Origin of the sequence: Nonlabens dokdonensis DSW-6 (genome assembly GCF_000332115.1) — a bacterium.
Lineage (GTDB): Bacteria > Bacteroidota > Bacteroidia > Flavobacteriales > Flavobacteriaceae > Nonlabens > Nonlabens dokdonensis.
In genome coordinates this window covers 2,402,973-2,425,553 of the sequence record NC_020156.1, presented here as the reverse complement: position 1 = coordinate 2,425,553, position 22,581 = coordinate 2,402,973, and the positions used below count along the sequence as shown (strand labels likewise).

The window sequence follows — 22,581 nt, the reverse complement described above, 5'->3', positions numbered from 1 at the left end:
TTATGTTATCAAAATATTTGAATAGCAACCTCACAGGTTTAAACTTTCTAAAAAATGTATATAGCGAAGCCGTTCTTCAACGGCTTGACAAACTAAAAATCCCTTTTCAATTAATTTGAAAAGGGATTTTTAAATCTCGTAGGATTAGAGCTTATGATTCTACAACCTTAGCATCTGGAGCATTTTTCATCACGCTTTGAATACCGTTATCACACGCAGCATCTGAATTATACATCTCGCTTTTACCAATTACCTGACCGTTAGTTGCAGTAAGATTAAAATAAGGCTGGTCTGATTTACTCATACCTTTCTTGAAGCGCTTCTCATCTTGTGAGTTTTTACGTACCGACTCAATACCGTTATCTCTTGCAGCTTTTGTAGTGTAACCTTCACTGGCCAGAATACTTTGACCGTTTGATGCTTTTAATCTAAAACGAAACTCGCCTGATTTATTTGTATAAATTTCAAATTTTCCCATGTTATAATTTTTAATTGATAGCTAAAGATAAAACACTTCAACTAGGAAATAAAATTAAAACCTAGCTATTAATCCTGCATTTAAACCAAATGGATGTCCAGGACGCAAACCTGCCGGTTGTCTTGAAACTGCATATTCGTTATCAAGAACATTGATCATATTTATAGTTCCCGTTAAGTTCTTGTTGAAATGGTACCTTCCAGAAACATCAATAAGGAAATTACGGTCTACTCGTTCTGTAGCTGAGATACTACCAGTTCCAGCTTGAGTTCTCATTTCTCCTACAAATCTTGCATTTGCATTGATGTCAAATTTGGCATGTGATATTCCAGCAAGAAAGTTCCATTGATTCTCAGCAATGTATGGGATCTCATCTCCTATTTCTACTTCACCATACACGTCGCTATCAAAAGCGTTTTGGAATTCAGTCTGTGTATGTGTATAATTTAAGGTAAGCGGTAACGACCATATCTCATTGCTTTGTAATACATCATAAGTAAAACTCACTTCAATACCTGCAACGTTCACTTCTCCTGCGTTGAACATATCGGTAGTACCGCCACCGCCACCAGCTGCGAGGTCACTACCTAACAAATTACTGTAATCATTGAAGAATACTGTTGACTCTCCTCTTAGTCCTCCTATTAAGAATCTTGAACCCAATTCATAGTTGGTACTTTCTTCGGCATCAACATCTGGAGCACTTCCCGGAGGAGAAAACCCTTTATGGATTCCTCCAAAAAACGACCACATATTATTGATACGGTAATTTGCGCCTACTCCTGGAATAAATACATTTACATTATTTTCTCTTGAACTTAAATCTACACCTGTACGACCAGGATCATTACTCCCATAATTATCTCTAGTAAGGGTAATATCTTCATATCTCAAGCCTGGTGTTAAAGTTAACTTACCAAAGTTTACTTTATACAGTGCGTGAAGTGCTAATGCCTGAGCATCAGAAATGCGATTTGCATCTGTACCTCTAGTTGCTGGTGAAGTAAGTGCTAGCTGTCCATTTTCTATTCCGTAAAAGTCAACCCATTGAAAACGGTCTTCTTGATCTACATGATAACGCACACCTAGTTCCAAATCACTGAAAATATTTTCACCAAACTTAAAATTAACTTTAGATTGAATACCACGTGAATAATACACTCTATTGTTAGCTTTCACTCCAAAAACATCCTCGGCAGTGTCTTGTCCACTTTCTACGGCATTGTACTCTTCTTGAAATGTTACAGGATCAACTAAAAGATTGTTGATTCCCACATTTCCATTTCCTGTATTTACATAATCTAATTTGTACCAGTTTCTTTTAAAATTATTAGAATATGCAGTTGTTTGAATCAAAATATTCTGAGAAGGTTTGATGAGATGTGTTAGCTGTATTTGATCATGCTCCGTAGTGATATTATCTGCAGCACTTGCTAAATATCTACGGTAAGGATTTTCTTCAAAATCTGCATCTGCAAGACCTAGATAAGTTTCATTATCTAAACCTTCACTATACTGCAATTTTAAGGTTAGTGATTGCTGGACTTTGGCAGTAGCCTTAGAACGATATGTGAATTTTGCACTGTAATCATTACGGTCAAAACCGGTGTTTCCTCCATTGTCTAAACTCTTGAAACCATCACTACTAAAGTTAAGAAAATCTACTAGGTAACCCCATTGTTTACCACTATCACCTAAACGCAGCTCCGTCTGTCTGGAATTATAATTACCTATGTTCATTCTTGCATATCCTTTCAATTCGTTAGGAATGGAGTTAGATACAAAATTGATAGCTCCACCTGTTGTAAATGGACCGTATTGAACCTGACTACTTCCTTTCAACACTTCTATGGCTTCCATACGACCTACGTTAGGAAAATAATAAGCTGCTGGCGCTGAGTATGGTGCTGGAGCTATAAGAACTCCATCTTCCATTAATGTGATTTTAGAAGAACGCTCTGCTTGAGTACCTCGTAAAGAAATGTTCGGTCGTAATCCGAAACCATCTTCTTCAGTAACATTTACACCAGGAATGGATAATAGCGCTCTATTTACATCGGTGTAATTGAACTTAGTTAGATCGCGCTGCGACATATAATAGGAAGAACCTGTTCTGTTTTGCGCTTCAAATTTGCTACCTATTAAAGAGTTAGGTTTTAAATGAATCACTTTCAAGTTTTCTACAGAATCTGCAGGTTGTGAATTTTGTGCGTTTGCCAATTGTAAAGTACCGCTTAAAGCTAGGCACCATAATAACTTCTTCATTTATTTAGATTAAATATAAATAATATTTTATTTGCGGCTGCAAATTTAAAACGCTTATTTAGATTAAATAAACATAAGAAGCTTTTTTATCAATTGTTATTTTTTATGATTCTTTGAAAGTGTATAGAGATATTATATAGAATAATTCTAAATAAAAATGTAAGGATATCAAAGTGGCTATTGATTGTTTAGTTATTCCGCTTTCGCGAAAGCGAAAATATTAAAACGATAACTATTGAAGATGAGCCTTAAACAGCTCCATAAAGTATTTCTTGATCTTGTCTTTGATCTCGTCCAGATCAACTTCTCTTTTTAGTTCTGCAGCAAGAGAAGTAACCGCTTTATCATCAATACCACACGGAATGATGTGATCAAAATAACCCAAGTTAGTATTTACATTAAAGGCAAAACCGTGCATGGTAACCCAACGACTAGCACGTACGCCAAGTGCGCAAATCTTGCGGGCAAATGGAGTTCCTACATCTAACCAAACACCTGTCTCACCATCGCTGCGTTCTCCTTTAAGTCCGTAATCAGCCAAGATTTTGATAAACACTTCTTCTAAAAAACGTAAGTATTTATGAATATCTGTAAAGAAATTTTCTAAATCTAAAATAGGATAACCTGTGATCTGTCCTGGACCGTGATAGGTGATATCACCACCACGATTAATTTTATAAAAAGTTGCCCCTATCTTTTCAAGTACGTCTTCATTTGCAAGAAGGTTTTCAAAATCTCCACTTTTACCTAGCGTATAAACATGGTCATGTTCTACAAAAAGTAAATGGTTTTGCGTTTCAAGTCCTGCTTCTTCTCTCCTATTCTTGATTTTAGTTTCCAGAATAGCCTTAAACAGCTGCTCCTGGTAATCCCAAGTTTCTTTATAATCCCTGCGGCCTAGATCTTGAAAATTGACAGTTTTATTCATGTTGCAAAGGTAAGAGAATAGGATTCTATCTTCTAGTATTTCTATCTATTACAGCAGTAAAAACAAGTTTAAACGCCATAACTATTGAAATTCATTCTTATATTACATATTATCTATTTTTATTACTTAATATGAAACTTACATTTATAAATCTTGCCATTATACTTCTAATAATCTGTTGCATTTGTTCATGCGATAATTACAAAAAAGTTCAAAACAATGAGGAGTATCTTAATGTTAAAATAGACTCCAAATTGCAAGACAGTCTCGCATTTACGCTCTGTCAAATGTATGGAGCAGATCAAATGCTTAGAACCTCAAAAGGTTTCAATAATAAATGGGATTTATTGATATGGCCTACAGATTCTACTTTGTTTGAAAATCTTAGTCAGATTGTCAGAAAACATGGTTATCCAAGAGAAGAACTTCTTGGAGAAAAATATATGACACAAGAATGTGTATCCTCAGCAGCATATGCAATTTTACTGCATAGCCCACATCGATTAATTAATGAAAAAGAGTATTTGAACCTATATTTAGACGAAGTAAAAGATGATAGACTGGAACTCTCTGTATTATTGGAAGTCTTAGATAAGCCCAATTTTTTCAAAAGAGATGAAGAAGGCGACAGAAAATTAGTTTATGGTTCCAACTGGGGAAAACCATGTTTAAAGAATAGAAAACTGTCTGATTCTTTAAGAAAAGAAATAGGTCTAGCTCCTTTAAATCTAGAAGACTTTATAGACTGTTCAAAAGAAAAATAAAACTTTACGCTACCCTACCTATCAGGATTATTCAAAATGATCAATGCCGCAATAACACCGGGAATCCATCCTAAAAGCGTTAGAAGAAAAACGATAATTATAGAACCACAGCCTTTACCGATTACGGCTAATGGAGGAAAAATTATGGCAAGAATCACACGCCAGATACTCATATTTTTAGTTTAATGTTATTAGTTATTAGTTTGCAGTCGCAGTTTGCAGTTTGCAAAGCAAAAAAACCATACTTCCCATGCCTCATCCCTCATATCCACAAAATATGACGCTCAAGAAATGATATTGTTACAGCTGTAAAACTTAGAGTTTGTTTTAGTTTTATATTTTGATTTTGACTTTGATTTTATTTTACCTTTGCAGGCTTAATTCAAACAAACGTTATGCAACTTTCTGAACAAGAAATCGTACGCCGTGAGAAACTCGGCAAACTGCGTGCTATGGGAATAGATCCTTATCCAGCAGCTCTTTATCCTGTAGATACTACGTCTAAAAAGATTAAAGCCGATTTCAAAGAAGGTAAACAGGTTGTCATCGCAGGTCGCTTGATGGCGATTAATATTCAAGGTAAAGCATCTTTTGCGCAGTTACAAGACAGCGATGGTCGCATCCAGTTGTATTTTAATAGAGATGAGATTTGCCCTGGTGAAGATAAAACCATGTATAATGATGTCTTTAAAAAGCTCTTAGACCTTGGTGATTTCGTGGGAATTAAAGGGGAACTTTTCACCACACAAGTGGGAGAAAAAACCGTTTTAGTCAAGAATTTTGAATTACTAAGTAAATCTTTGAAACCATTACCTATTCCTAAGCAAAAAGACGGAAAAGTTTATGACGCATTCACTGATCCAGAAACACGTTACAGACAACGCTATGCAGACCTTGCTGTGAATCCGCAGGTGAAGGAAGTTTTTGTTAAAAGAACTAAGCTTTTTAACGCTATGCGATCGTTTTTTAATGAGCGTGAGTATTTTGAGGTAGAAACTCCTATTTTACAGCCTATTCCAGGTGGAGCAGCTGCTCGTCCATTCATGACACATCATAACTCGCTAGACATACCACTTTATATGCGTATCGCAAACGAGTTGTATTTGAAGCGATTGATCGTAGGCGGATTTGATGGCGTGTATGAGTTCAGTAAAAACTTCCGTAATGAAGGAATGGATCGTACTCACAATCCAGAGTTTACCGCCATGGAAATTTATGTGGCTTACAAAGACTACAACTGGATGATGGACTTTACAGAAGAATTGCTCGAGAGTTGTGCAGTAAGTGTTAATGGAACGACTACTAGCCAATTTGGCGAGCACACTATAGAATGGAAAGCTCCTTATCCTAGAGTCACTATGCGTCAATCGATTATTGATTTCACTGGTTTTGATATCGATGGAAAAAGTGAGGAAGAGTTGTACGCTTTCGCGAAAGCGGAAAAAATAGACGTAGACGCTACCATGGGAAAAGGAAAGTTAATTGATGAGATCTTTGGCGAGAAATGTGAAGGCAACTACATACAGCCTACGTTTATCACAGATTATCCTAAGGAAATGTCACCGCTATGTAAGCAACACAGAGACAATCCAGAACTTACAGAGCGATTTGAACTGATGGTTTGCGGTAAGGAAATTGCCAACGCTTATTCAGAGCTGAATGATCCTATAGATCAAAGAGAACGCTTTGAAGCGCAACTTAAACTTGCCGATAGAGGAGATGATGAGGCAATGTTTATCGATCAAGATTTCTTACGAGCTTTAGAGTATGGGATGCCACCTACCTCTGGTTTAGGAATAGGTATGGACCGATTGATTATGTATTTAACTAACAATCCATCGATTCAAGAGGTGTTATTCTTTCCACAAATGAAACCAGAAAATACGGTTTCAGTAGAATTAAATGACGAAGAGCAATTGGTTTTTGATCTTCTGAAAAAAGAAGAAAAAATGGATCTCAACGTTCTTAAAGAACAAGCTGGATTGAGTAATAAAAAATGGGACAAATCCATTAAAGGATTGACCGGTAAAACAGTGGCCAAAGTCGAAAAAACAGAAGAAGGATTATTTGTGAAAATCCTTTAAAATAAAAACTGAAGTTGATCTAATCATCCTTCAACTATTTCAAATACAAATATATAACCCAAAATAAAATACGATTATTCATGAAAAAATTAATGAGCATCATAGCCTTAGGACTTCTTTTAACTTCTTGTCAAGAGACACAAAAAATTGCTTTTGTAGACAGTGAAAAAGTTTATGAAGAATATCAAGGAAAAATTGATATCGAAGCAGGAATCACAAAGAAACAGGAAGATTTTAAAAAGAAAACTGATAGTCTAGGAATGGCATACCAAATGGAGGCAGCACCGATGCAAGCTAAATTTGGTAAATTGAGTCAACAAGAGCAACAATCTAATCCTGAAATTTTAGCATTTAGTCAAAAATGGCAAATGGTTGAGTCGCAGATTAAAGCTCAAGAACAAAGCATGCAAGCAGAACTTGAGAAAGACTTAAAAGAACTGGATACGAATATAGAAGAGTTTATCACCGAACACGCAAAAAAAAATAATTACTCTTTTGTGTTAGGAAAAAATAAATCTGCTGGATTAATTTATGGAAACGAGGCTAGTGATATTACGGAGACGATCATTAAAGAATTAAATGATGCGTATAGCAGTAAAGATGATACAGCCTCTACTACTGAAGAATCAAGTACAGAAACTGAGAAGTAATTAATAGTCATAAGATCACCTAAATATTTTAAACTTATATGTTTTATAATTTAGTTGAGTCTTAAAAGTGAAAATTTCAATAAAGCCTGCATATTTACCATATATGCAGGCTTTATTAGTTACCATTGGTTCAATTTACTGCCTATTTGAGTAAATCCTGCAACAGCGCTTTAGTTTGCTCAAAAGAAGGACTAGGAGCCTTATCGTCATAAACTTTACCTTCTTGATCAACAATAATGAATCTAGGAATAGAAGTGATCCCATAAGCTTCTGCAAACTCGCTATCAAAAGAGTTGTCTGCAAATAATTGAACGCCACCTAATTCTTCTTCTTTAACCATAGTTTTCCAACTCTTGTATGCTTTTTTAGCATCAACAGAGATACTGATAAACACAATGTTTTCTTCTGCAAACTCTTCTTCTAGTTTCTTAAGAAAAGGAATTTGCTTTTTACACGGAGCGCACCAAGTCGCCCAGACATCGATATAGACCAGTTTACCTTTAAAGTCAGATAAAGAGACGACCTTGTCATTGATATCCTTATAAGTGAATCCAGGGGAAACATCGCCTTTGTTGATAAGGAAAAGAGATTCTAATTGCTTTTTGGCAGCCTTAGTAAAGTCTTTGCTCGATGAATACTTTTCTATTAGTTTAAAATAATCTTCTGCTTTTGCTTTGTCTCTTGTGATTTGAGAATAAAAACCATTGAAAGTATTATTTAATACTTCTCTATCTTTAATTTCAAAAAGTTTTTTTTCCATGTTATTAAAACCATCTTCTGCATTAATTCTTTTAGACCAGATCGAGTTAACCAGATAGTAATAATAAGGTTGTACTTTATAATCCTCCATATTTCTAAGGTCTAATGAGGCTAACTCTGAATAAAACGCATCAGAAGGCTCAACTTCTTTACCTAAGGTATATTTGTAACTAGATTTATAATTTTGAATACTCAATAGATAATTAAATTGTAACGATTTTTCTTCATCGGTAATAAATGACTTACTTAATTGATAATTGTTCATCTCACTTTGAAGCCTTGACTTGATAGCTGCTATATTCTTAAGGTACTGATTTTCTGTGACATCATAGAAAGTACTGACATCTTCAGTCATTTTTTCCATTATAGAAGACTTTTGCTGTAAGTACGTATTTGCCTGTGAACGTTCCCCTTTAAAAGTTAAAGTATTTTCCATTTCGTTTGCGTCAAAATAAACTTCCAGCTTATCCTTAGGCAACAAATAAATATAGAAAGACTCTCTACCATATTCTAAAAAGTAATATCCTCTATCTACTGTAAGTTTTAATTTAAAATCACCATTAGAATTAATAGAAGTTTTTTCAATGAGTCTATTATTAATTGATTTAACCGAAATTTCTTCAAAGCTAGAATTCTTAATAGTTCCTTTTATTTCTGCTTGAGATCGAGTTGCTGACACTAATAAAGTGGTTAATAGTGCAATCAGCAGTAAAGTGAATTTATTCATTGAAATCTTTTTTGTATTTTAAAACAACCTAAGTCGATTGATTTTATCAAAGATAAAAAACCAAGTACGTAAATCTATATAGTTTAAATCTTATGTGGAAGTTTAACTATGATGAATTCATCCAACTTTTTAAAATCTCATGATAACAGAAGTTAACAGATTTGTTTTGTACCCTTTTAAACCAAACTCAAAATTCTACGTCATAGAATTATAACATTTAAAAGAAAAATAATGAAAAAGTTAATGATTTTAGTAGCGATACTTACCGTAGGAATTACAAACGCACAACGTGAAATGAGAGATATGTCTCCAGAACAAATGGCTTCTATTAAGTCTAAAAAAATGACACTTGCGTTAGATCTAGATGCAAATCAACAAGCAAAAGTTGAAACGCTTTTTCTAGAAGAAGCTAAGGATCGTGCAGCAAATAAACTGACTAGAGAAGAAAGAGCAAAACTAACTAGTGCGCAAAAAGCCGCTAAAATGGAAGAAATTTTAGAAAAGCGCATCGCAATAAAACGTCAAATGAAAAGCATCCTTAATGATGATCAATACGCTAGGTTTGAAAAGATGATGGCAAAAAATGCACAAAGAAAAATGAAAGGTGCAAAAAAGAGAAAAGGCAAGAGAGGTAATGACGGTGAGTAAATCTTTGTAAAAGGATTTTACAATTAAACCATACCCTTATTAATTACAAGCTGGGCTTTATTAAAAAATCCAGCTTTTTTATTCTTGTAACTATTGCTTGTTGAGGTCAGCTTGATCATCTTTTACTGATACAATTTTTTTATTTTACGATTGATTTAAATAAGCTTCTTTGTTGTTACTTAATTAATTCTTACTTTTAAAAATTCTAATAAACAAAATACGATGAAAAAATTACTTTTTATAGTGGCTCTTCTTGCAGGAACTTTTTCTTTTGCACAGCAAGAAATTTCAAAGGCTCAGCAAGACTTGAGTAAGAAAAAGATGGAAAAAGTGAATGCATTTAATGCAGATCTTGAACGTGAAGTTTCTTCAATAGTTGCGATTACAAAGCTGGATAAAAAGAATCACGGTGAGTTAAGAGAAATTGTAGGGTCAAAAGAATCTTCATTATCTAAACTAGATAAAGAAGGAAAAGATGCTGTAGATTATAATGGACGTCGCAATGACATCATGGACAACTATAAGAAACGACTTGAAAAGCTATTAGGTACAGAAAAATTTAATTTGCTACAAAGCAAAGTGAATCCTAAATAAGAAAAATTCTTTATAAACTTTGAAAGCCATTCCTTTTAGGGAATGGGTTTTTTATATTCTGTAATGTTCTCAACATCTTAAATTCAATTAAGAATTAGTGTTCCACTTGTTTTCGCCTCGAGCGGTAAAAAAATTAAAAATTAATAACTACCAGCTGGAAACGACTTCTCTACTCGCTTCAATGGTTTTATCCAGATCTTCATAAGAGAGTGCGTCATTTAAGAAATAAGATTCAAACGCACTAGGTGGCAAATAAATTCCACGCTCTAACAGTCCGTGAAAGAATTTTCTAAACCACTCGTTGTTACCTGTTGCAGCACTAGAAAAATCTACCACATCTTGGTCTGTAAAATGTACGGACATCATAGAACCGTAACGGTTGATTTTATAATCGATTCCTTTGTCAGAAAGAACACTATCAATTCCTTTATGCAAATATTCTGTTTTGGCGGCCAGACTATCGTAAATTTCAGGATGATTATTCAAGTGGGTTAACATCGCCATCCCAGCACTCATCGCCAGCGGATTCCCACTCAATGTTCCCGCTTGATAAACAGGTCCTAATGGAGCCAGATGATTCATAATCTCTTGACGTGCAGCAAAAGCTCCTACTGGAAGACCACCGCCTATCACTTTACCGTAAGTAACAATATCTGCTTTCACACCAGTTGTTTCTTGTGCGCCGCCACGGGCCAGTCTAAAACCAGTCATCACCTCATCAAAAATAAATAAAGCACCATGCTCATCGCACAAAGATCTTATTCCTTCTAGAAAACCGTTCTCTGGAACAATACAACCCATATTACCAGCAATAGGCTCAATGATGACACAAGCAATTTCACCTTCATTTTTTTTGAAGATCTCCTCAACTTGATCAAGGTTGTTGTACTGTGCAAGTAAGGTATCTTTTGCAGTTCCTTGAGTTACACCAGGACTGTTAGGACTACCAAAGGTTACAGCACCACTACCAGCCTGAATTAAAAAAGAATCGCTATGACCGTGATAACAACCGGCAAACTTGATGATTTTATCTCTTCCTGTAAATCCACGGGCAAGACGCACAGCACTCATACAAGCTTCTGTACCAGAATTCACCATACGTATTTGGTCTACATTAGGCGCCATAGAAACGGCAAGCTTTGCTATTTCTGTTTCTAGCGCAGTAGGCATTCCATAAGAAGTTCCTTTTTCAGTAGCCTTTATAACCGCTTCAACCACTGGTTCAAACGCATGACCTAAGATCATGGGTCCCCATGAGGCGATGTAGTCAATAATTTGATGACCATCTTCCGTTTGCAAGTAAGCGCCTTTTGCTTTTTCTACAAAAACAGGATCGCCGCCTACTGCATTAAAAGCTCTTACTGGAGAATTAACGCCACCAGGAATATATTTTTTTGCTTCTTGAAATAGCGCACTACTTCTTTGATAACTAAATGCCATGAAAAATTTTGAATTATTTTACAATAAGTACTTGACCTATACTTAAATCGTTTGATTTTAATTTGTTGAGCTTTTTAAGTTGCTCGACTGTTGTATTGTATTTAATAGACAGTCGGTATAAACTGTCTCCTTTTACAACAATATGCTGTTTTACAAAGCCTGAATTTTGAGTATCTTCAACTTCTTCAATTACTCGTGGCTTCTCGTCCACATCTTTGCCTAGAGCTATGTTATCATATCGATACAATTCATAGCGCTCAATGAGACTTATCAATTTTTGAGGGTATCTCTTATCTGTAGCATAACCAGCCCTTCTCAGGCCTCTTGCCCAGCCTTTATAATCATCAATATCTAGTAAAAATAAGCCTGCATATCGCTTGCGGTCTTTTAAAAATAAAGAGTGATCTCTATAAGAATAACTCGCATCGTTATATGTTCTAAAACATTCTTGATCTTCATCGTCGTCATGATAAATACGTCCACCAGTCCATCCCGTATGGCATTTAATACCAAAATGATTATTTGCCTCTACCGCTAGTCTTCCACTACCAGAACCACTTTCTAAAATACCTTGCGCAAGAGTAATACTTGCTGGTATTTTATACAACTTCATCTCTTCCATGGCGACATCCTTATAATCATCTACATAGTTTTCTACCTTATCACCACTTCTTGGTTTTGTTGTAGAAGTAACTTTATCTTCTTCTTTTTCTGTAATTGGAGGCTTTGTTACCGTTCTAGTCGTTTTATTAGCCTTTCTAGTAACCACACGTTTTTTAGAACCGCAAGAAGCCAGTAACATTCCTAAAATCAATAGGGTACAAATATATCTAAACGTAATTTTCATAACTTATCTTAAGTCGTCTCTTTTTTTCTAACACGTTATTGAATCCAGCAATCGACTGTAAACCGCCAGTATGAATGGCTAAAATACGAGTTTTCCCTTTGATAACGCCAGTTTTAACCTTATGTTCTATACCGTACAACATTTTTGCAGTGTAGATAGGTTCTAGTGGTATTCCTTGAGGATTTATTTGGGTTACGCTTTCGCGAAAGCGAGTATTCATATAACTTATTAATCCATCATCTGACTTTGCATAACCACCAAAAACATCTTCATTTACTACCTCAAAGTCTTTGTGAGAGGTATATTTCTCAATTTCAGCTTTCATAAAATCACCTTTTAAAGCGGAGAAAACGATAACTTTTTGATGCTTAGAAGCACTATTTATTATTCCTGCAGCGGTGCCACCGGTTCCAGCTGCCACGCAAATAAGGTCATAGTTTTCTTTATCAAATTCGGAGAGTATTTCTTCAGTTCCTTTTACTGCAAGAGCATTTGTTCCTCCTTCTGGAATATGATAAAATGAACCAAAGACGGCCTTCATTTTATTAAAAAAATCTTTAGACTCTTTCTGCCGATATGCTTCTCGAGAAACGAAATGAAATTGCATTCCGTTTTTTTGTGCTAATTGTAAGGTACTGTTATTAGAAAGGGTGTGTTCCTGATTTTTACCTAGCTCCTCGCCTCTTATAACACCTACAGTTTTAAGACCTAGTAATTTTCCAGCTGCTGCAGTGGCAGCAATATGATTTGAAAAAGCACCTCCATAAGTGAGAATCGTATCGTGACCTTGTTTTTGCGCCTCAATTAAGTTGTATTTGAGTTTACGCAGCTTATTGCCAGATACTTCTTTATGGAGCAAATCTTCTCTTTTAATGTCAATAAAAACACCTAGATCTTCAAAGTTTTTGAAGTTTTGATTAACAGCTTTTTGCGGTAAGAACAATTCATTCATATCGGTACTTTTTGCTGTAAAACTTCAAAAACGAAAATGGCTTTCTACTTTTTAAATACTCCTGATTGGTCTCCATTTCATAAGCTTCTCTTTCAAAAACTATATTCCTATAAGCGAGATTGTGTTTTCTATATTTTATAAGGCATCTCAAATAATCAAATCCGTACCAAATATGAAAAAAAATGATAAGCAACTCTTTTTGCTGCGCACCATGAATATATTCATGATTCATAAAAACTGTATCATCCAACTTAGATTTGTGCCTAATCAATAAAAAAGGCCACAGCGTCATGCCCGCATAGTTTTTTAAATATTTAGTTTTTAATGGAATCATGAATCGCAAAGTTATTGAATTACTTTTCTATGCATCATTTAATAGGTCATCATTTTAACAAGCTAAAAACAACCTTAACTCGATTCTCTATTCTATAGATACTGTTGTATTTTTATAAAATGAAAAAGATTATTCCCGTAGAGGAAGGTGATTATTATGTAACGCCTCAAGGATACCGCTGTTTTACAGAGCAATACCACCTCAAAAGAGGTTATTGTTGTGAGAGCGGTTGCCGCCATTGTCCTTATGGTTATGATAAGAAAACAAACAGCCAAAACTAGATGTTATGAGTGTAGATAGTTCTTTAGCACGCTTTCGCGAAAGCATACAAATAGGAATCCCTGAAACATTGCCTCCAGCTCATCAATACGATCCAACAATTAATCATGCTCCTAAGCGTAAAAAGATTCTAAGCCCTGAGGAGGAAAAGCTAGCATTGCGTAATGCGCTGCGATACTTTGATGCCAAACATCATGAGGTTTTATTACCAGAATTTAAAGAAGAACTAGATACATACGGTCGTATTTACATGTACCGTTTCATGCCAGATTATGAAATCAAAGCAAGAAATATAAGCGATTATCCTGCAAAATCAACTCAAGCCGCTGGCATCATGTTAATGATTCAAAACAATCTGGATCATGCTGTAGCCCAACATCCTCATGAGTTAATTACCTACGGTGGTAATGGTGGTGTGTTTTCTAACTGGGCGCAGTATTTACTGACTATGAAGTATTTGAGCGAGATGACCGACGAGCAAACACTTGTCATGTATTCTGGACATCCTATGGGATTGTTCCCATCTCACAAAAGCGCTCCTCGTTGTGTGGTTACCAACGGAATGATGATTCCTAATTATTCCCAACCTGATGACTGGGAAAAATATAATGCGCTAGGAGTAACCCAATATGGTCAAATGACGGCTGGATCTTATATGTACATCGGACCACAGGGAATAGTTCATGGAACTACTATAACTGTGTTGAACGCATTTAGAAAAATTGAAAAATCACCAAATGGAAACATTTTTGTAACCTCAGGTCTGGGCGGTATGAGCGGTGCACAACCCAAAGCTGGTAACATTGCCGGTTGTATCACGATTTGTGCTGAGATGAATCCTAAAGCGGTTCAAACAAGACACTCTCAAGGTTGGGTAGATATAGTGATAAAAAACACTCATGATCTCATTGCGAGAGTTCATAAAGCGCAGCAGAATAAAGAAACTGTTTCCATCGCCTATGAAGGAAATGTTGTTCATGTATGGGAAGCACTATTCCATGCCAAAATACATGTTGCTATAGGAAGTGATCAAACTAGTTTACATAATCCTTGGGCAGGTGGTTACTATCCAGTAGACCTCACATTTGATGAAGCAAATGAGATGATGAGTAATGATCCAGAGCGATTCAAAAAAGAAGTTCAGCATTCCTTGAGACGCCATGTAGAGGCCATTAATAAACATACAGAAAAAGGAACCTATTTCTTTGATTACGGTAACGCCTTTTTACTAGAATCCAGCCGTGCAAATGCTGATATTGCTGGAATAGACAAAGAATTTAGATATCCGTCTTATGTTCAAGATATTATGGGACCTTTGTGTTTTGACTATGGTTTTGGACCTTTTAGATGGGTTTGCGCATCAAATGATCCAGAAGATCTTAAGAAAACGGATCATATTGCGACTAAGGTTCTAGAAAAGTTATCGCAAAAAGCTCCAGAGCGCATCCAGCAACAAATGCAAGATAATATCAAATGGATCAAAGGAGCTCAAGAAAACAAACTCGTTGTAGGATCACAAGCCAGAATTTTATATGCCGATGCAGTAGGAAGAATAGAAATTGCCCGAGCATTTAACAATGCGATTGCAGCTGGAGAAATAGGACCAGTTGTTCTAGGTCGTGACCATCATGATGTTTCTGGAACAGACAGTCCTTATCGAGAAACTTCTAACATTTATGACGGTTCTCGTTTCACTGCAGACATGGCTATCCAAAACGTCATAGGAGATAGCTTTAGAGGTGCTACATGGGTTTCTATTCATAACGGTGGTGGCGTAGGCTGGGGAGAAGTGATTAATGGAGGTTTTGGAATGGTAATTGATGGTAGTAAGGAGTCAGAAAACAAGTTGGAGTCCATGCTGTTTTGGGACGTGAACAACGGTATTGCTCGTAGAAATTGGGCAAGAAATGAAAACGCCGTTTTTGCCATAGAAAGAGCCATGGAACTCAATCCTTCTTTAAAAGTTACGATACCTAACGAGGTAAGTGATGATTTGATTAAAAATATGTAATCCGTTTTTAAGAAAGTGGTTGTAGATTCCGCTTTCGCGAAAGCAAACAAAAAATAAAAGCAATGAAAAAATTAGTAACTCTAGTGGTTGTATTTACTCTTTTAGTAAGCTGCCAAACCGTGCGTGTTTCCCAAGATTATGCTCTTGATGCCAACTTTACCAATTATAAAACCTATGCATATTTTAAAGCTGGTATTGATGAAGCAAATATTTCAGAACTTGATAAAAAGCGAATTCTTAGAGCGATAGATACTGAAATGGCTGCAAAAGGTTTCGTAAAATCAGACAATCCAGACATGATGGTAAGCATATTTACAGATTCTAAGGAACGTGTAGATGTATTTAACAACTGGGGCTGGGGTTTCGGCGGCGGCTGGGGCTGGGGCTTCGGTGGTGGCTGGGGCGGCTGGGGTAATAACGTGAGCCGTGTTACAGAAGGTGTTTTATATATAGACTTGATAGACGCCCGTAAAAAAGAATTGATATGGCAAGGTGTAGGTACGGCACCTCTTAAATCTACTCCAGAGCAAAAAGTAGAACGTACGAACAAAATAGTTAAAGAAATATTGAATCAATATCCTCCTATGCCTAAAGGTTAAATTAACTTAAATTGTAAGAAGAAACCCATTTCAATCGATTGAAATGGGTTTTTATCGTTAAATAAACTAAACTCAGCAAAACCAGCTCAAGTATTAATAAGCCTGACTCTCTAGTTAAGACACTAATTTTCAGATCATAATTAATATTTTTTGCATACTTTTAACTCAAATTATTCGGTTATGAAATTATATATCGCACTTACGTTTATTTGTATCTGTAGCATAACCTATTCTCAAGTAGGAATCAATACAGACACTCCTACTGACGGTACTGCACTCGATATTAATGTAAATGATAAAGGAATTCTTATTCCTAAAGTCTCTTTATCTGGAAACAATAGTTTAACTGGTATTGATTTAGTCGGTGTTAGCCTTGAAGAAGGAGTTCTGGTTTACAACACTAACGTAGTTACTGGTACGAATGCTATAAACGAGGGATTTTATTATTGGAATGGTACAGATGAATGGATTGCCTTAGGAAATGATGCAGACTGGTCATTAGATGGTAATACACTTACGTCTTCAGACAGATTAGGAAGTACTAATTTTATAGCTGTAGTCGTTAAAACTGGAAATACAGATCGATTTAGATTTGAAACAAATGGTACTTTAAGAAGTGTCGGTAATGGTACCGAAACTTCACCTAGTTATTCTTTCGTGAACTCAACAAATTCTGGAATTTATTTGAGCTCAAGTAATCTCAACCTTACTTTTACTAGTAATGGTGATGATTTTCTAGCTCATCAATCTTTTGGTAGTTCAAGTCAGATAACTTTTAATCCAGATGGTGATCCTAATATGAATTTACAGATACGAGGAGACTCTGGGGTAATTTTGAACGCAAATCCAGATCGAGAAAATATCATGATAGGAAACAATTCCAATCCTGACTATGCATCACTTGCATTAGCACATTCTAACAAAGGGTTTTTACCAAATAGAATAAGTATTGCTAGCCTATCTAATTCTGCTCCGTTAGTAAGTAGTCCTGTTGATGGCGTCATGGCTTACAACACATCTAGTAGCAGCAATACAGAAGGAATGTATGTATGGGATGGAAGATGGAAAAAGTTCTATACAAACGCGGAATCTTTAATTCCTCAGTTTACTGGATACAACATCGGTAGTAGCACCAACAGGTATGGAACCATTTTTCTTACCAATACTCCAGATGTAAGTTCTGATCGAAGACTAAAAGATAATATAATTGATGTTTCAGTAGGTCTTGATGAAGTGTTACAAATGAGACCAGTTTCTTATTATTTAAAATCGGATAAGACTAAAAACCAACTAATAGGTTTTATAGCTCAAGAAATGAAAGAACTTATACCAGATGTGGTTGAAACAGATGAAAACGGAATGCTTAGTATGAGATATTCTGAATTGATACCTGTACTTACAAAGGCAATTCAAGAGCAACAAGCAATTATCGCTGACCAAAAGAGCGAAATTAGTACCTTAGAAGAACGAATAGCCAGACTTGAGAAAATAGTTCTTAAGAAATAGTTTAAACTGTTTTTAATTCAACTGCATAAGTAGTCTCAACACACTTATCAAAACTCTTAGAAACAGAGCAGTACTTTTCAAAGCTTAAATCCGCTGCTTTTTGTGCTTTTTGAGCATCTATTTCTCCTTCTAGAATCACTTTAACGTGCATAGATTTAAAAGGCATGGAGTCATCTAATAGGTAACGATCGCCTTCTACTTCTACTTTATAACTAGTAATTTCTTGACGTTGTTTTTTAAGAATATGAATAATATCTATGGCACCACTTAAATCAACTCCTGAGCAAAAAGTAGAACGCACTAACAAAATTGTGAAAGAAATATTGAAACAATATCCACCGATGCCTAAGAGGTAACTTATGTTAGTCTGAGCTTGTTGAAGACAATTTTAAAATTTAAAATCCCATTTCATTGATTTGAAATGGGATTTTTATTATCTAGAATTTATTTTTTTAAGGCAAATCAAATGCGTTATCAAAGTCTTGTTGGGTAATGGTAAATGTATAATTGTTACCGTCTTGTTGCCAAGCAATAGTTGACCCAGCAAATAAATTCCGATCACCAGAAAAACATTTTGTGTTATCTCCGATTACTATGCAATCATAACCTAGATTATCTTCAAATTTTATGATGATTTTATTACCTCGCTCAATGCCGTCTATTTCTGGACAACCGAGTAAGGACATAAAACCTTCTGCTACATAATCACAGTTAAAAGAAGAATTACTAGCCACTACAAAAGAATCAAGTAAAACACTAATGCTTGCATTAACGCCATAAAATTCTAATGTAACTGGCACATTACTTTCATTAGAAAATATTAAATTATATTCTCTTTGATCATCTTCTTTCGAACATCCAATAAATAGGAACATGGAGAACAAAACAAAAAGAATACTAATTTTATAAATTACTTGCAACTGTTTCATAATCTTCAAATAAAAAGGTTATTTAATTTTAAATTAAGGCAAATCAAATGCATTATCAAAATCTTGTTGGGTAATTGTAAAAGTGTAGTTATTATCATTTAAACTTGCCCAGCCTAGAGATGTTCCTAAGAAAAAAGCACGGTCACCGTCAAAACAAGTCATAGAGTCTCCCAAAGAATCACATAAATAGCCTTTGTTATTTTCAAAACGAATAATTATCCTGTTGATAATATCGACATCTGCTCTGTTTCTGCAAGCCTTCAATCCTACAAAACTGGAAAACCTATAATTGCAAAGATAAGATCCACTTGCATTTAACTCCTCTGTATATGCCAAGATTGCACTATTGCTATTATTGATTATACTGGTTTCGTAAAATTCTAAAGTTATATTTTGACCTGTCTCATTTTTTATTTCTAGATTAAAGCTGCTAAAATCTTCCTCAACAGTACATCCTGAAATTAAAATCAATGCAATTACGAGAATAAACTTATAAATTACTTGCAACTGTTTCATAATCTTCAAATAAAAAGGTTAATTGATTTTCTGTAGGGTTATTAAACCTATTAATCAGCTCATTTCTCCATGGTCGTAACGATCTTCTACCATCCAATGCCTGCCAAATTTGTGACAATTCTCCAAAGGGCGAGAGATCTGTAATCTAGAAATAAAACAAGATCTTCTTTATATAAGTTTAGCATCCTAACCATACTAATAGCAAGATACCAACTTAAACTTAAAAATCTACAGATGTTTAGTTTCTAACTTACCTGAGACTATGAACCTTTATCTAACCTCACCTTCTATAGTCATTACCGTATATGGCGGAGCTGTGTTTGCTTCAATCATGGCATATTTAGTAAATTCGCCTCGATTTTCAGGAGTAAATTGAATAGTGACCTTACTGGACTCTCCAGCATCGATAGTTTGAGATTCAATATCTGAAATTAAACACTCACATTCTGTCAGAATATTTTCAATCCTTAATTCCTTCGAGCCAGTATTTTTCACGTTAAAGACATAAGTGGAAGCTTTACCTATTTGAAACTCCTCGTTTTCTGGTGCAACAACTAGATTTTTGGCGAGTGTAGTGTTATCTAATCTAAAATAATATTTCCACTGATCCCATTTAACTATTAGAACAGTGCTTGCTATTAATATAAGGGCAGTTATTAAAATGTAAAAAACTTTTTTCATGATTTCATTACTTGAATTCAATAATAATAATAATAATAATAACCTAATATAATTAAATATAACGAGTTATCAATACCTCAATAACTCCTCAATCTTAGCCTTTACTTTTTCCGTAGACGGAATCATCGTTTCCTCCAAAACCGAATTCAGTGGAATCGCAGGCATGTTTTCAGAACCTATCACCATAACTGGTGCGTCTATGTATTTAAAACACTCTTCTTGAATACGACCTTGTAATGCACGTGAGAAACTATTTTCGCTAGGTTCTTCGGTAACGACTAGGCATTTACCACATTTTTTCACGCTTTCAAACACCGTCTCATAATCTAGTGGATGCAGCGTTCTTAAATCCACTACTTCTACTCTATCCTGTAAACCTAGTTCTTCTGTAGCATTCATTGCCCAGTGCACGCCCATTCCATAAGTGATGATGGATAGCGTTTCTTCTTCTTCCTTTTTCCAGATTTCTTGAAGTACCCATGCTTTTCCAAATGGCAACACGTAATCCTCACTAGGTTCTATACTTGTTGCTCCTTTAGTTCCTTTTACCTTAGACCAGTACAATCCTTTGTGTTCAAAAATTACTACTGGATTTGGGTCGTAATAAGCTGCTTTCATCAATCCTTTTAAGTCGGCACCATTTGATGGATAGGCTATTTTTAAACCTCTGATGTTAGAAACCACGCTTTCCATAGAACTAGAATGGTATGGTCCTCCCGAACCGTAAGCGCCTATAGGAACTCGTAGAATCATGGAAACCGGCCATTTTCCATTACTTAAATAACAGGATCTTGAAACCTCAGTAAATAGTTGGTTCAATCCTGGCCAGATATAGTCAGCAAACTGCACCTCTACAATAGGCTTTAAACCAGCGGCACTCATTCCTACCGTACTTCCTACAATGAACGCCTCTTGAATAGGCGTGTTGAATACTCGATTATCACCAAATTTTTGTGCCAGCGTCGCTGCTTCTCTAAAAACGCCACCTAATCTTCCACCTACATCTTGTCCGTATAACAAGCATTCTGGATGTTTTTTCATTAATTCTTCAATGGCAAACAGTGCACAATCTACCATCACGACTTTATCAGCACCTTCTGGAGAGCGTTCTCCTTTTTCTTCTGTAATTGGTGTTGGTGCAAAATCATGTGTGTATAAATCTGATGGCTCTGGATCTGATTGTTGTAATGCGAGTTCTAGAGCTTTTTTAGATTCCGCTTTCGCGAAAGCGTCATAACCATCTAAATCCTGCTCGCTAAATCCATTATCGAGCAATAACTGCCTCATACGCGGATATGGATCACGGCTTCTCGCCTCTTCCAAATCATCGCGATAAAACTCCATTCTTACACCACTGGTGTGGTGATTTAACAATGGCACTTTAGCGTGAACCAAAAACGGTCTGCGCTCTGTTCTTATTTTTTCAATCACCTCATTTAAGGTGTTGTAACTCTCTTCAAAATCTGTCCCATCGATAGATATAGCTTCTATACCGTGAAAACCGGCAGCATATTCAGCAGCATTTTGCGCACGAGTCTCTGCAGCATTTGCACTGATATCCCAACCGTTATCTTGCACTAGATATAAAATAGGCAATTGCTTTAAAGCTGCCATTTGAAAAGCCTCAGCAATTTCTCCTTCTGTGACAGATGCATCACCTAGAGAACAAACAACTATTGGACTATTCCCGCGAACGCGGGAATCTTCTGTATGAAAAGAATTATCATAAGAGTTAGTCGCCTTACCATCCATGGTCTGCGACTGATCATTAAGTTCAGGACTCTCATTGAAGAGATTACCGCTTTCGCGGTAATGGAAGCCCAAAGCAACACCAGTAGCAGGAATAGCCTGCATTCCTGTAGCACTAGATTGATGAGGGATTTTAGGCTTATCGATATCATTCAACGATGGATGTGAGTAGTAGGTACGTCCACCAGAGAAAGGATCATCTTTTTTAGCCAGTAACTGCAACATTAAATCATAAGGTTTCATCCCTATAGAAAGTAACATCGCGTCATCGCGGTAATATGGAAAAGCATAATCTTGTGGTAACAACTGCATTCCTAGCGCAGTCTGAATCACCTCATGACCGCGGCTGGTAGCATGAACGTACTTAGAAACTGTTTTAAAGTTTTCTTCGTAGAGCTCTGCCATGGCTTTGGCAGTTGTTAGGTTTTTGTATCCGAATTCTAAAATTTCTTTACTTATTTTCATAATATCTTGAATTTCCGCACTTGATGCGGAATCTGATTATACTTACTCAATACTAATTAATAATTCTCATCATCCCACAAAGCCTCTGCAAGATCTAGCCATTCTGGATTATCCTTTTCAATAAGGTCTATTTTCCATTGCCGCTTCCACTTCTTCAGCTTCTTCTCTCTTGCTTGTGCATCTTGAACCCATAGAAATTCTTCAAAATAGACCAGTTTTTTAGTCTGGTATCTTTTAGAGAATGCTTTTTTATATTTTTCTTCCTTGTGCTGATTTATTCTATGTTTTATATCATCCGTCATTCCTACATATAAAACACCATCTTTCTTGTTAGAAAGTAAATAGACATAATATTTGTGCTCGTAACTGGCCATTA

25 protein-coding genes are annotated in these 22,581 nt (G+C 35.6%); 9 read left to right on the top strand and 16 right to left on the bottom strand.

What is annotated here, in order from left to right:
• Positions 1-151 precede the first annotated feature (151 nt).
• From DDD_RS10590 to lipB, 3 genes are all read right to left on the bottom strand, one after another.
• Entirely contained in the window at positions 152-478 is a 327-nt protein-coding gene (locus DDD_RS10590; protein WP_015362847.1) for a YegP family protein, read from the bottom strand.
• Positions 479-532: 54 nt separating this feature from the next.
• Entirely contained in the window at positions 533-2,743 is a 2,211-nt protein-coding gene (locus DDD_RS10585; RefSeq protein WP_015362846.1) for a TonB-dependent receptor family protein, read from the bottom strand.
• A gap of 232 nt (positions 2,744-2,975) precedes the next feature.
• The gene (gene lipB / locus DDD_RS10580) at positions 2,976-3,671 is read right to left on the bottom strand and encodes a lipoyl(octanoyl) transferase LipB (protein WP_015362845.1); all 696 of its coding nucleotides are present in this window, start codon (positions 3,669-3,671) and stop codon (positions 2,976-2,978) included.
• Between the two features lie 131 nt (positions 3,672-3,802).
• On the opposite strand from lipB, the gene DDD_RS10575 reads away from it, so the two are divergent.
• Positions 3,803-4,435 (top strand): hypothetical protein, encoded by a 633-nt coding sequence (locus tag DDD_RS10575; RefSeq protein WP_146250779.1) that lies wholly within the window; start codon positions 3,803-3,805, stop codon positions 4,433-4,435.
• Positions 4,436-4,449: 14 nt separating this feature from the next.
• On the opposite strand, the gene DDD_RS17710 is transcribed toward DDD_RS10575, so the two are convergent.
• Positions 4,450-4,608: a YqaE/Pmp3 family membrane protein gene (locus DDD_RS17710; protein WP_015362843.1), complete on the bottom strand. Its 159-nt coding sequence runs from the start codon at positions 4,606-4,608 to the stop codon at positions 4,450-4,452.
• Between the two features lie 222 nt (positions 4,609-4,830).
• On the opposite strand from DDD_RS17710, the gene lysS reads away from it, so the two are divergent.
• Positions 4,831-6,519, top strand: coding sequence for a lysine--tRNA ligase (gene lysS, locus DDD_RS10570; RefSeq protein ID WP_015362842.1), 1,689 nt, complete (start codon positions 4,831-4,833; stop codon positions 6,517-6,519).
• An 80-nt stretch (positions 6,520-6,599) separates the two neighbouring features.
• Positions 6,600-7,169, top strand: a complete 570-nt coding sequence (locus DDD_RS10565; RefSeq protein WP_015362841.1) for an OmpH family outer membrane protein — start codon at positions 6,600-6,602, stop codon at positions 7,167-7,169.
• 142 nt (positions 7,170-7,311) lie between these two features.
• Here DDD_RS10565 and DDD_RS10560 read toward each other — a convergent pair whose 3' ends face one another.
• Positions 7,312-8,655, bottom strand: a complete 1,344-nt coding sequence (locus tag DDD_RS10560) for a TlpA family protein disulfide reductase (RefSeq protein ID WP_015362840.1) — start codon at positions 8,653-8,655, stop codon at positions 7,312-7,314.
• Between the two features lie 231 nt (positions 8,656-8,886).
• Between DDD_RS10560 and DDD_RS10555 the strand changes: the two genes are divergently transcribed.
• Together DDD_RS10555 and DDD_RS10550 are read left to right on the top strand one after the other, a co-directional pair.
• Positions 8,887-9,303 (top strand): hypothetical protein, encoded by a 417-nt coding sequence (locus DDD_RS10555; protein ID WP_015362839.1) that lies wholly within the window; start codon positions 8,887-8,889, stop codon positions 9,301-9,303.
• A 222-nt stretch (positions 9,304-9,525) separates the two neighbouring features.
• The gene (locus tag DDD_RS10550; protein WP_015362838.1) at positions 9,526-9,897 is read left to right on the top strand and encodes a hypothetical protein; all 372 of its coding nucleotides are present in this window, start codon (positions 9,526-9,528) and stop codon (positions 9,895-9,897) included.
• A gap of 147 nt (positions 9,898-10,044) precedes the next feature.
• On the opposite strand, the gene hemL is transcribed toward DDD_RS10550, so the two are convergent.
• Genes hemL through DDD_RS10530 form a run of 4 tightly spaced genes read right to left on the bottom strand, consistent with a single transcriptional unit; the run spans position 10,045 to position 13,470 of the window.
• Positions 10,045-11,337, bottom strand: coding sequence for a glutamate-1-semialdehyde 2,1-aminomutase (hemL, locus tag DDD_RS10545; RefSeq protein ID WP_015362837.1), 1,293 nt, complete (start codon positions 11,335-11,337; stop codon positions 10,045-10,047).
• A gap of 13 nt (positions 11,338-11,350) precedes the next feature.
• Positions 11,351-12,184 carry a glucosaminidase domain-containing protein gene (locus DDD_RS10540; protein ID WP_015362836.1) on the bottom strand — a complete coding sequence of 278 codons (834 nt, stop codon included), beginning with the start codon at positions 12,182-12,184 and terminating at the stop codon, positions 11,351-11,353.
• Positions 12,168-13,136 carry a 1-aminocyclopropane-1-carboxylate deaminase/D-cysteine desulfhydrase gene (locus tag DDD_RS10535; RefSeq protein WP_015362835.1) on the bottom strand — a complete coding sequence of 323 codons (969 nt, stop codon included), beginning with the start codon at positions 13,134-13,136 and terminating at the stop codon, positions 12,168-12,170. The genes DDD_RS10540 and DDD_RS10535 overlap by 17 nt, the downstream gene beginning before the upstream one ends.
• The gene (locus tag DDD_RS10530; RefSeq protein WP_015362834.1) at positions 13,129-13,470 is read right to left on the bottom strand and encodes a hypothetical protein; all 342 of its coding nucleotides are present in this window, start codon (positions 13,468-13,470) and stop codon (positions 13,129-13,131) included. The genes DDD_RS10535 and DDD_RS10530 overlap by 8 nt, the downstream gene beginning before the upstream one ends.
• A gap of 119 nt (positions 13,471-13,589) precedes the next feature.
• Between DDD_RS10530 and DDD_RS18010 the strand changes: the two genes are divergently transcribed.
• The 4 genes from DDD_RS18010 (at position 13,590) to DDD_RS10515 (ending at position 17,865) form a co-directional block, all read left to right on the top strand.
• Entirely contained in the window at positions 13,590-13,751 is a 162-nt protein-coding gene (locus tag DDD_RS18010; RefSeq protein WP_158441683.1) for a DUF5522 domain-containing protein, read from the top strand.
• Between the two features lie 5 nt (positions 13,752-13,756).
• Complete coding sequence (locus DDD_RS10525; protein ID WP_015362832.1) at positions 13,757-15,760, top strand: urocanate hydratase; 2,004 nt, start codon at positions 13,757-13,759, stop codon at positions 15,758-15,760.
• Between the two features lie 62 nt (positions 15,761-15,822).
• Complete coding sequence (locus tag DDD_RS10520; protein ID WP_015362831.1) at positions 15,823-16,359, top strand: DUF4136 domain-containing protein; 537 nt, start codon at positions 15,823-15,825, stop codon at positions 16,357-16,359.
• Between the two features lie 180 nt (positions 16,360-16,539).
• On the top strand, positions 16,540-17,865 hold the full coding sequence (locus DDD_RS10515) for a tail fiber domain-containing protein (RefSeq protein ID WP_015362830.1): 1,326 nt from the start codon (positions 16,540-16,542) through the stop codon (positions 17,863-17,865).
• Between the two features lies 1 nt (position 17,866).
• Here DDD_RS10515 and DDD_RS10510 read toward each other — a convergent pair whose 3' ends face one another.
• From DDD_RS10510 to DDD_RS10485, 7 genes are all read right to left on the bottom strand, one after another.
• A complete protein-coding gene (locus tag DDD_RS10510; protein WP_015362829.1) occupies positions 17,867-18,166 on the bottom strand; it encodes an OsmC family protein in 300 nt (99 codons plus the stop codon).
• A gap of 151 nt (positions 18,167-18,317) precedes the next feature.
• Positions 18,318-18,794: a hypothetical protein gene (locus DDD_RS10505; RefSeq protein WP_041567098.1), complete on the bottom strand. Its 477-nt coding sequence runs from the start codon at positions 18,792-18,794 to the stop codon at positions 18,318-18,320.
• A gap of 33 nt (positions 18,795-18,827) precedes the next feature.
• The gene (locus DDD_RS10500; protein WP_041567097.1) at positions 18,828-19,310 is read right to left on the bottom strand and encodes a hypothetical protein; all 483 of its coding nucleotides are present in this window, start codon (positions 19,308-19,310) and stop codon (positions 18,828-18,830) included.
• Positions 19,285-19,428 (bottom strand): hypothetical protein, encoded by a 144-nt coding sequence (locus tag DDD_RS18005; RefSeq protein WP_158441682.1) that lies wholly within the window; start codon positions 19,426-19,428, stop codon positions 19,285-19,287. Before DDD_RS18005 ends, DDD_RS10500 begins: the two co-directional genes overlap by 26 nt.
• A 152-nt stretch (positions 19,429-19,580) precedes the next feature.
• Positions 19,581-19,991 carry a DUF1573 domain-containing protein gene (locus DDD_RS10495; protein WP_015362825.1) on the bottom strand — a complete coding sequence of 137 codons (411 nt, stop codon included), beginning with the start codon at positions 19,989-19,991 and terminating at the stop codon, positions 19,581-19,583.
• 69 nt (positions 19,992-20,060) lie between these two features.
• Positions 20,061-22,205 (bottom strand): alpha-ketoacid dehydrogenase subunit alpha/beta, encoded by a 2,145-nt coding sequence (locus tag DDD_RS10490; protein WP_015362824.1) that lies wholly within the window; start codon positions 22,203-22,205, stop codon positions 20,061-20,063.
• Between the two features lie 56 nt (positions 22,206-22,261).
• Positions 22,262-22,579 carry a GIY-YIG nuclease family protein gene (locus DDD_RS10485; protein ID WP_015362823.1) on the bottom strand — a complete coding sequence of 106 codons (318 nt, stop codon included), beginning with the start codon at positions 22,577-22,579 and terminating at the stop codon, positions 22,262-22,264.
• Positions 22,580-22,581 lie beyond the last annotated feature (2 nt).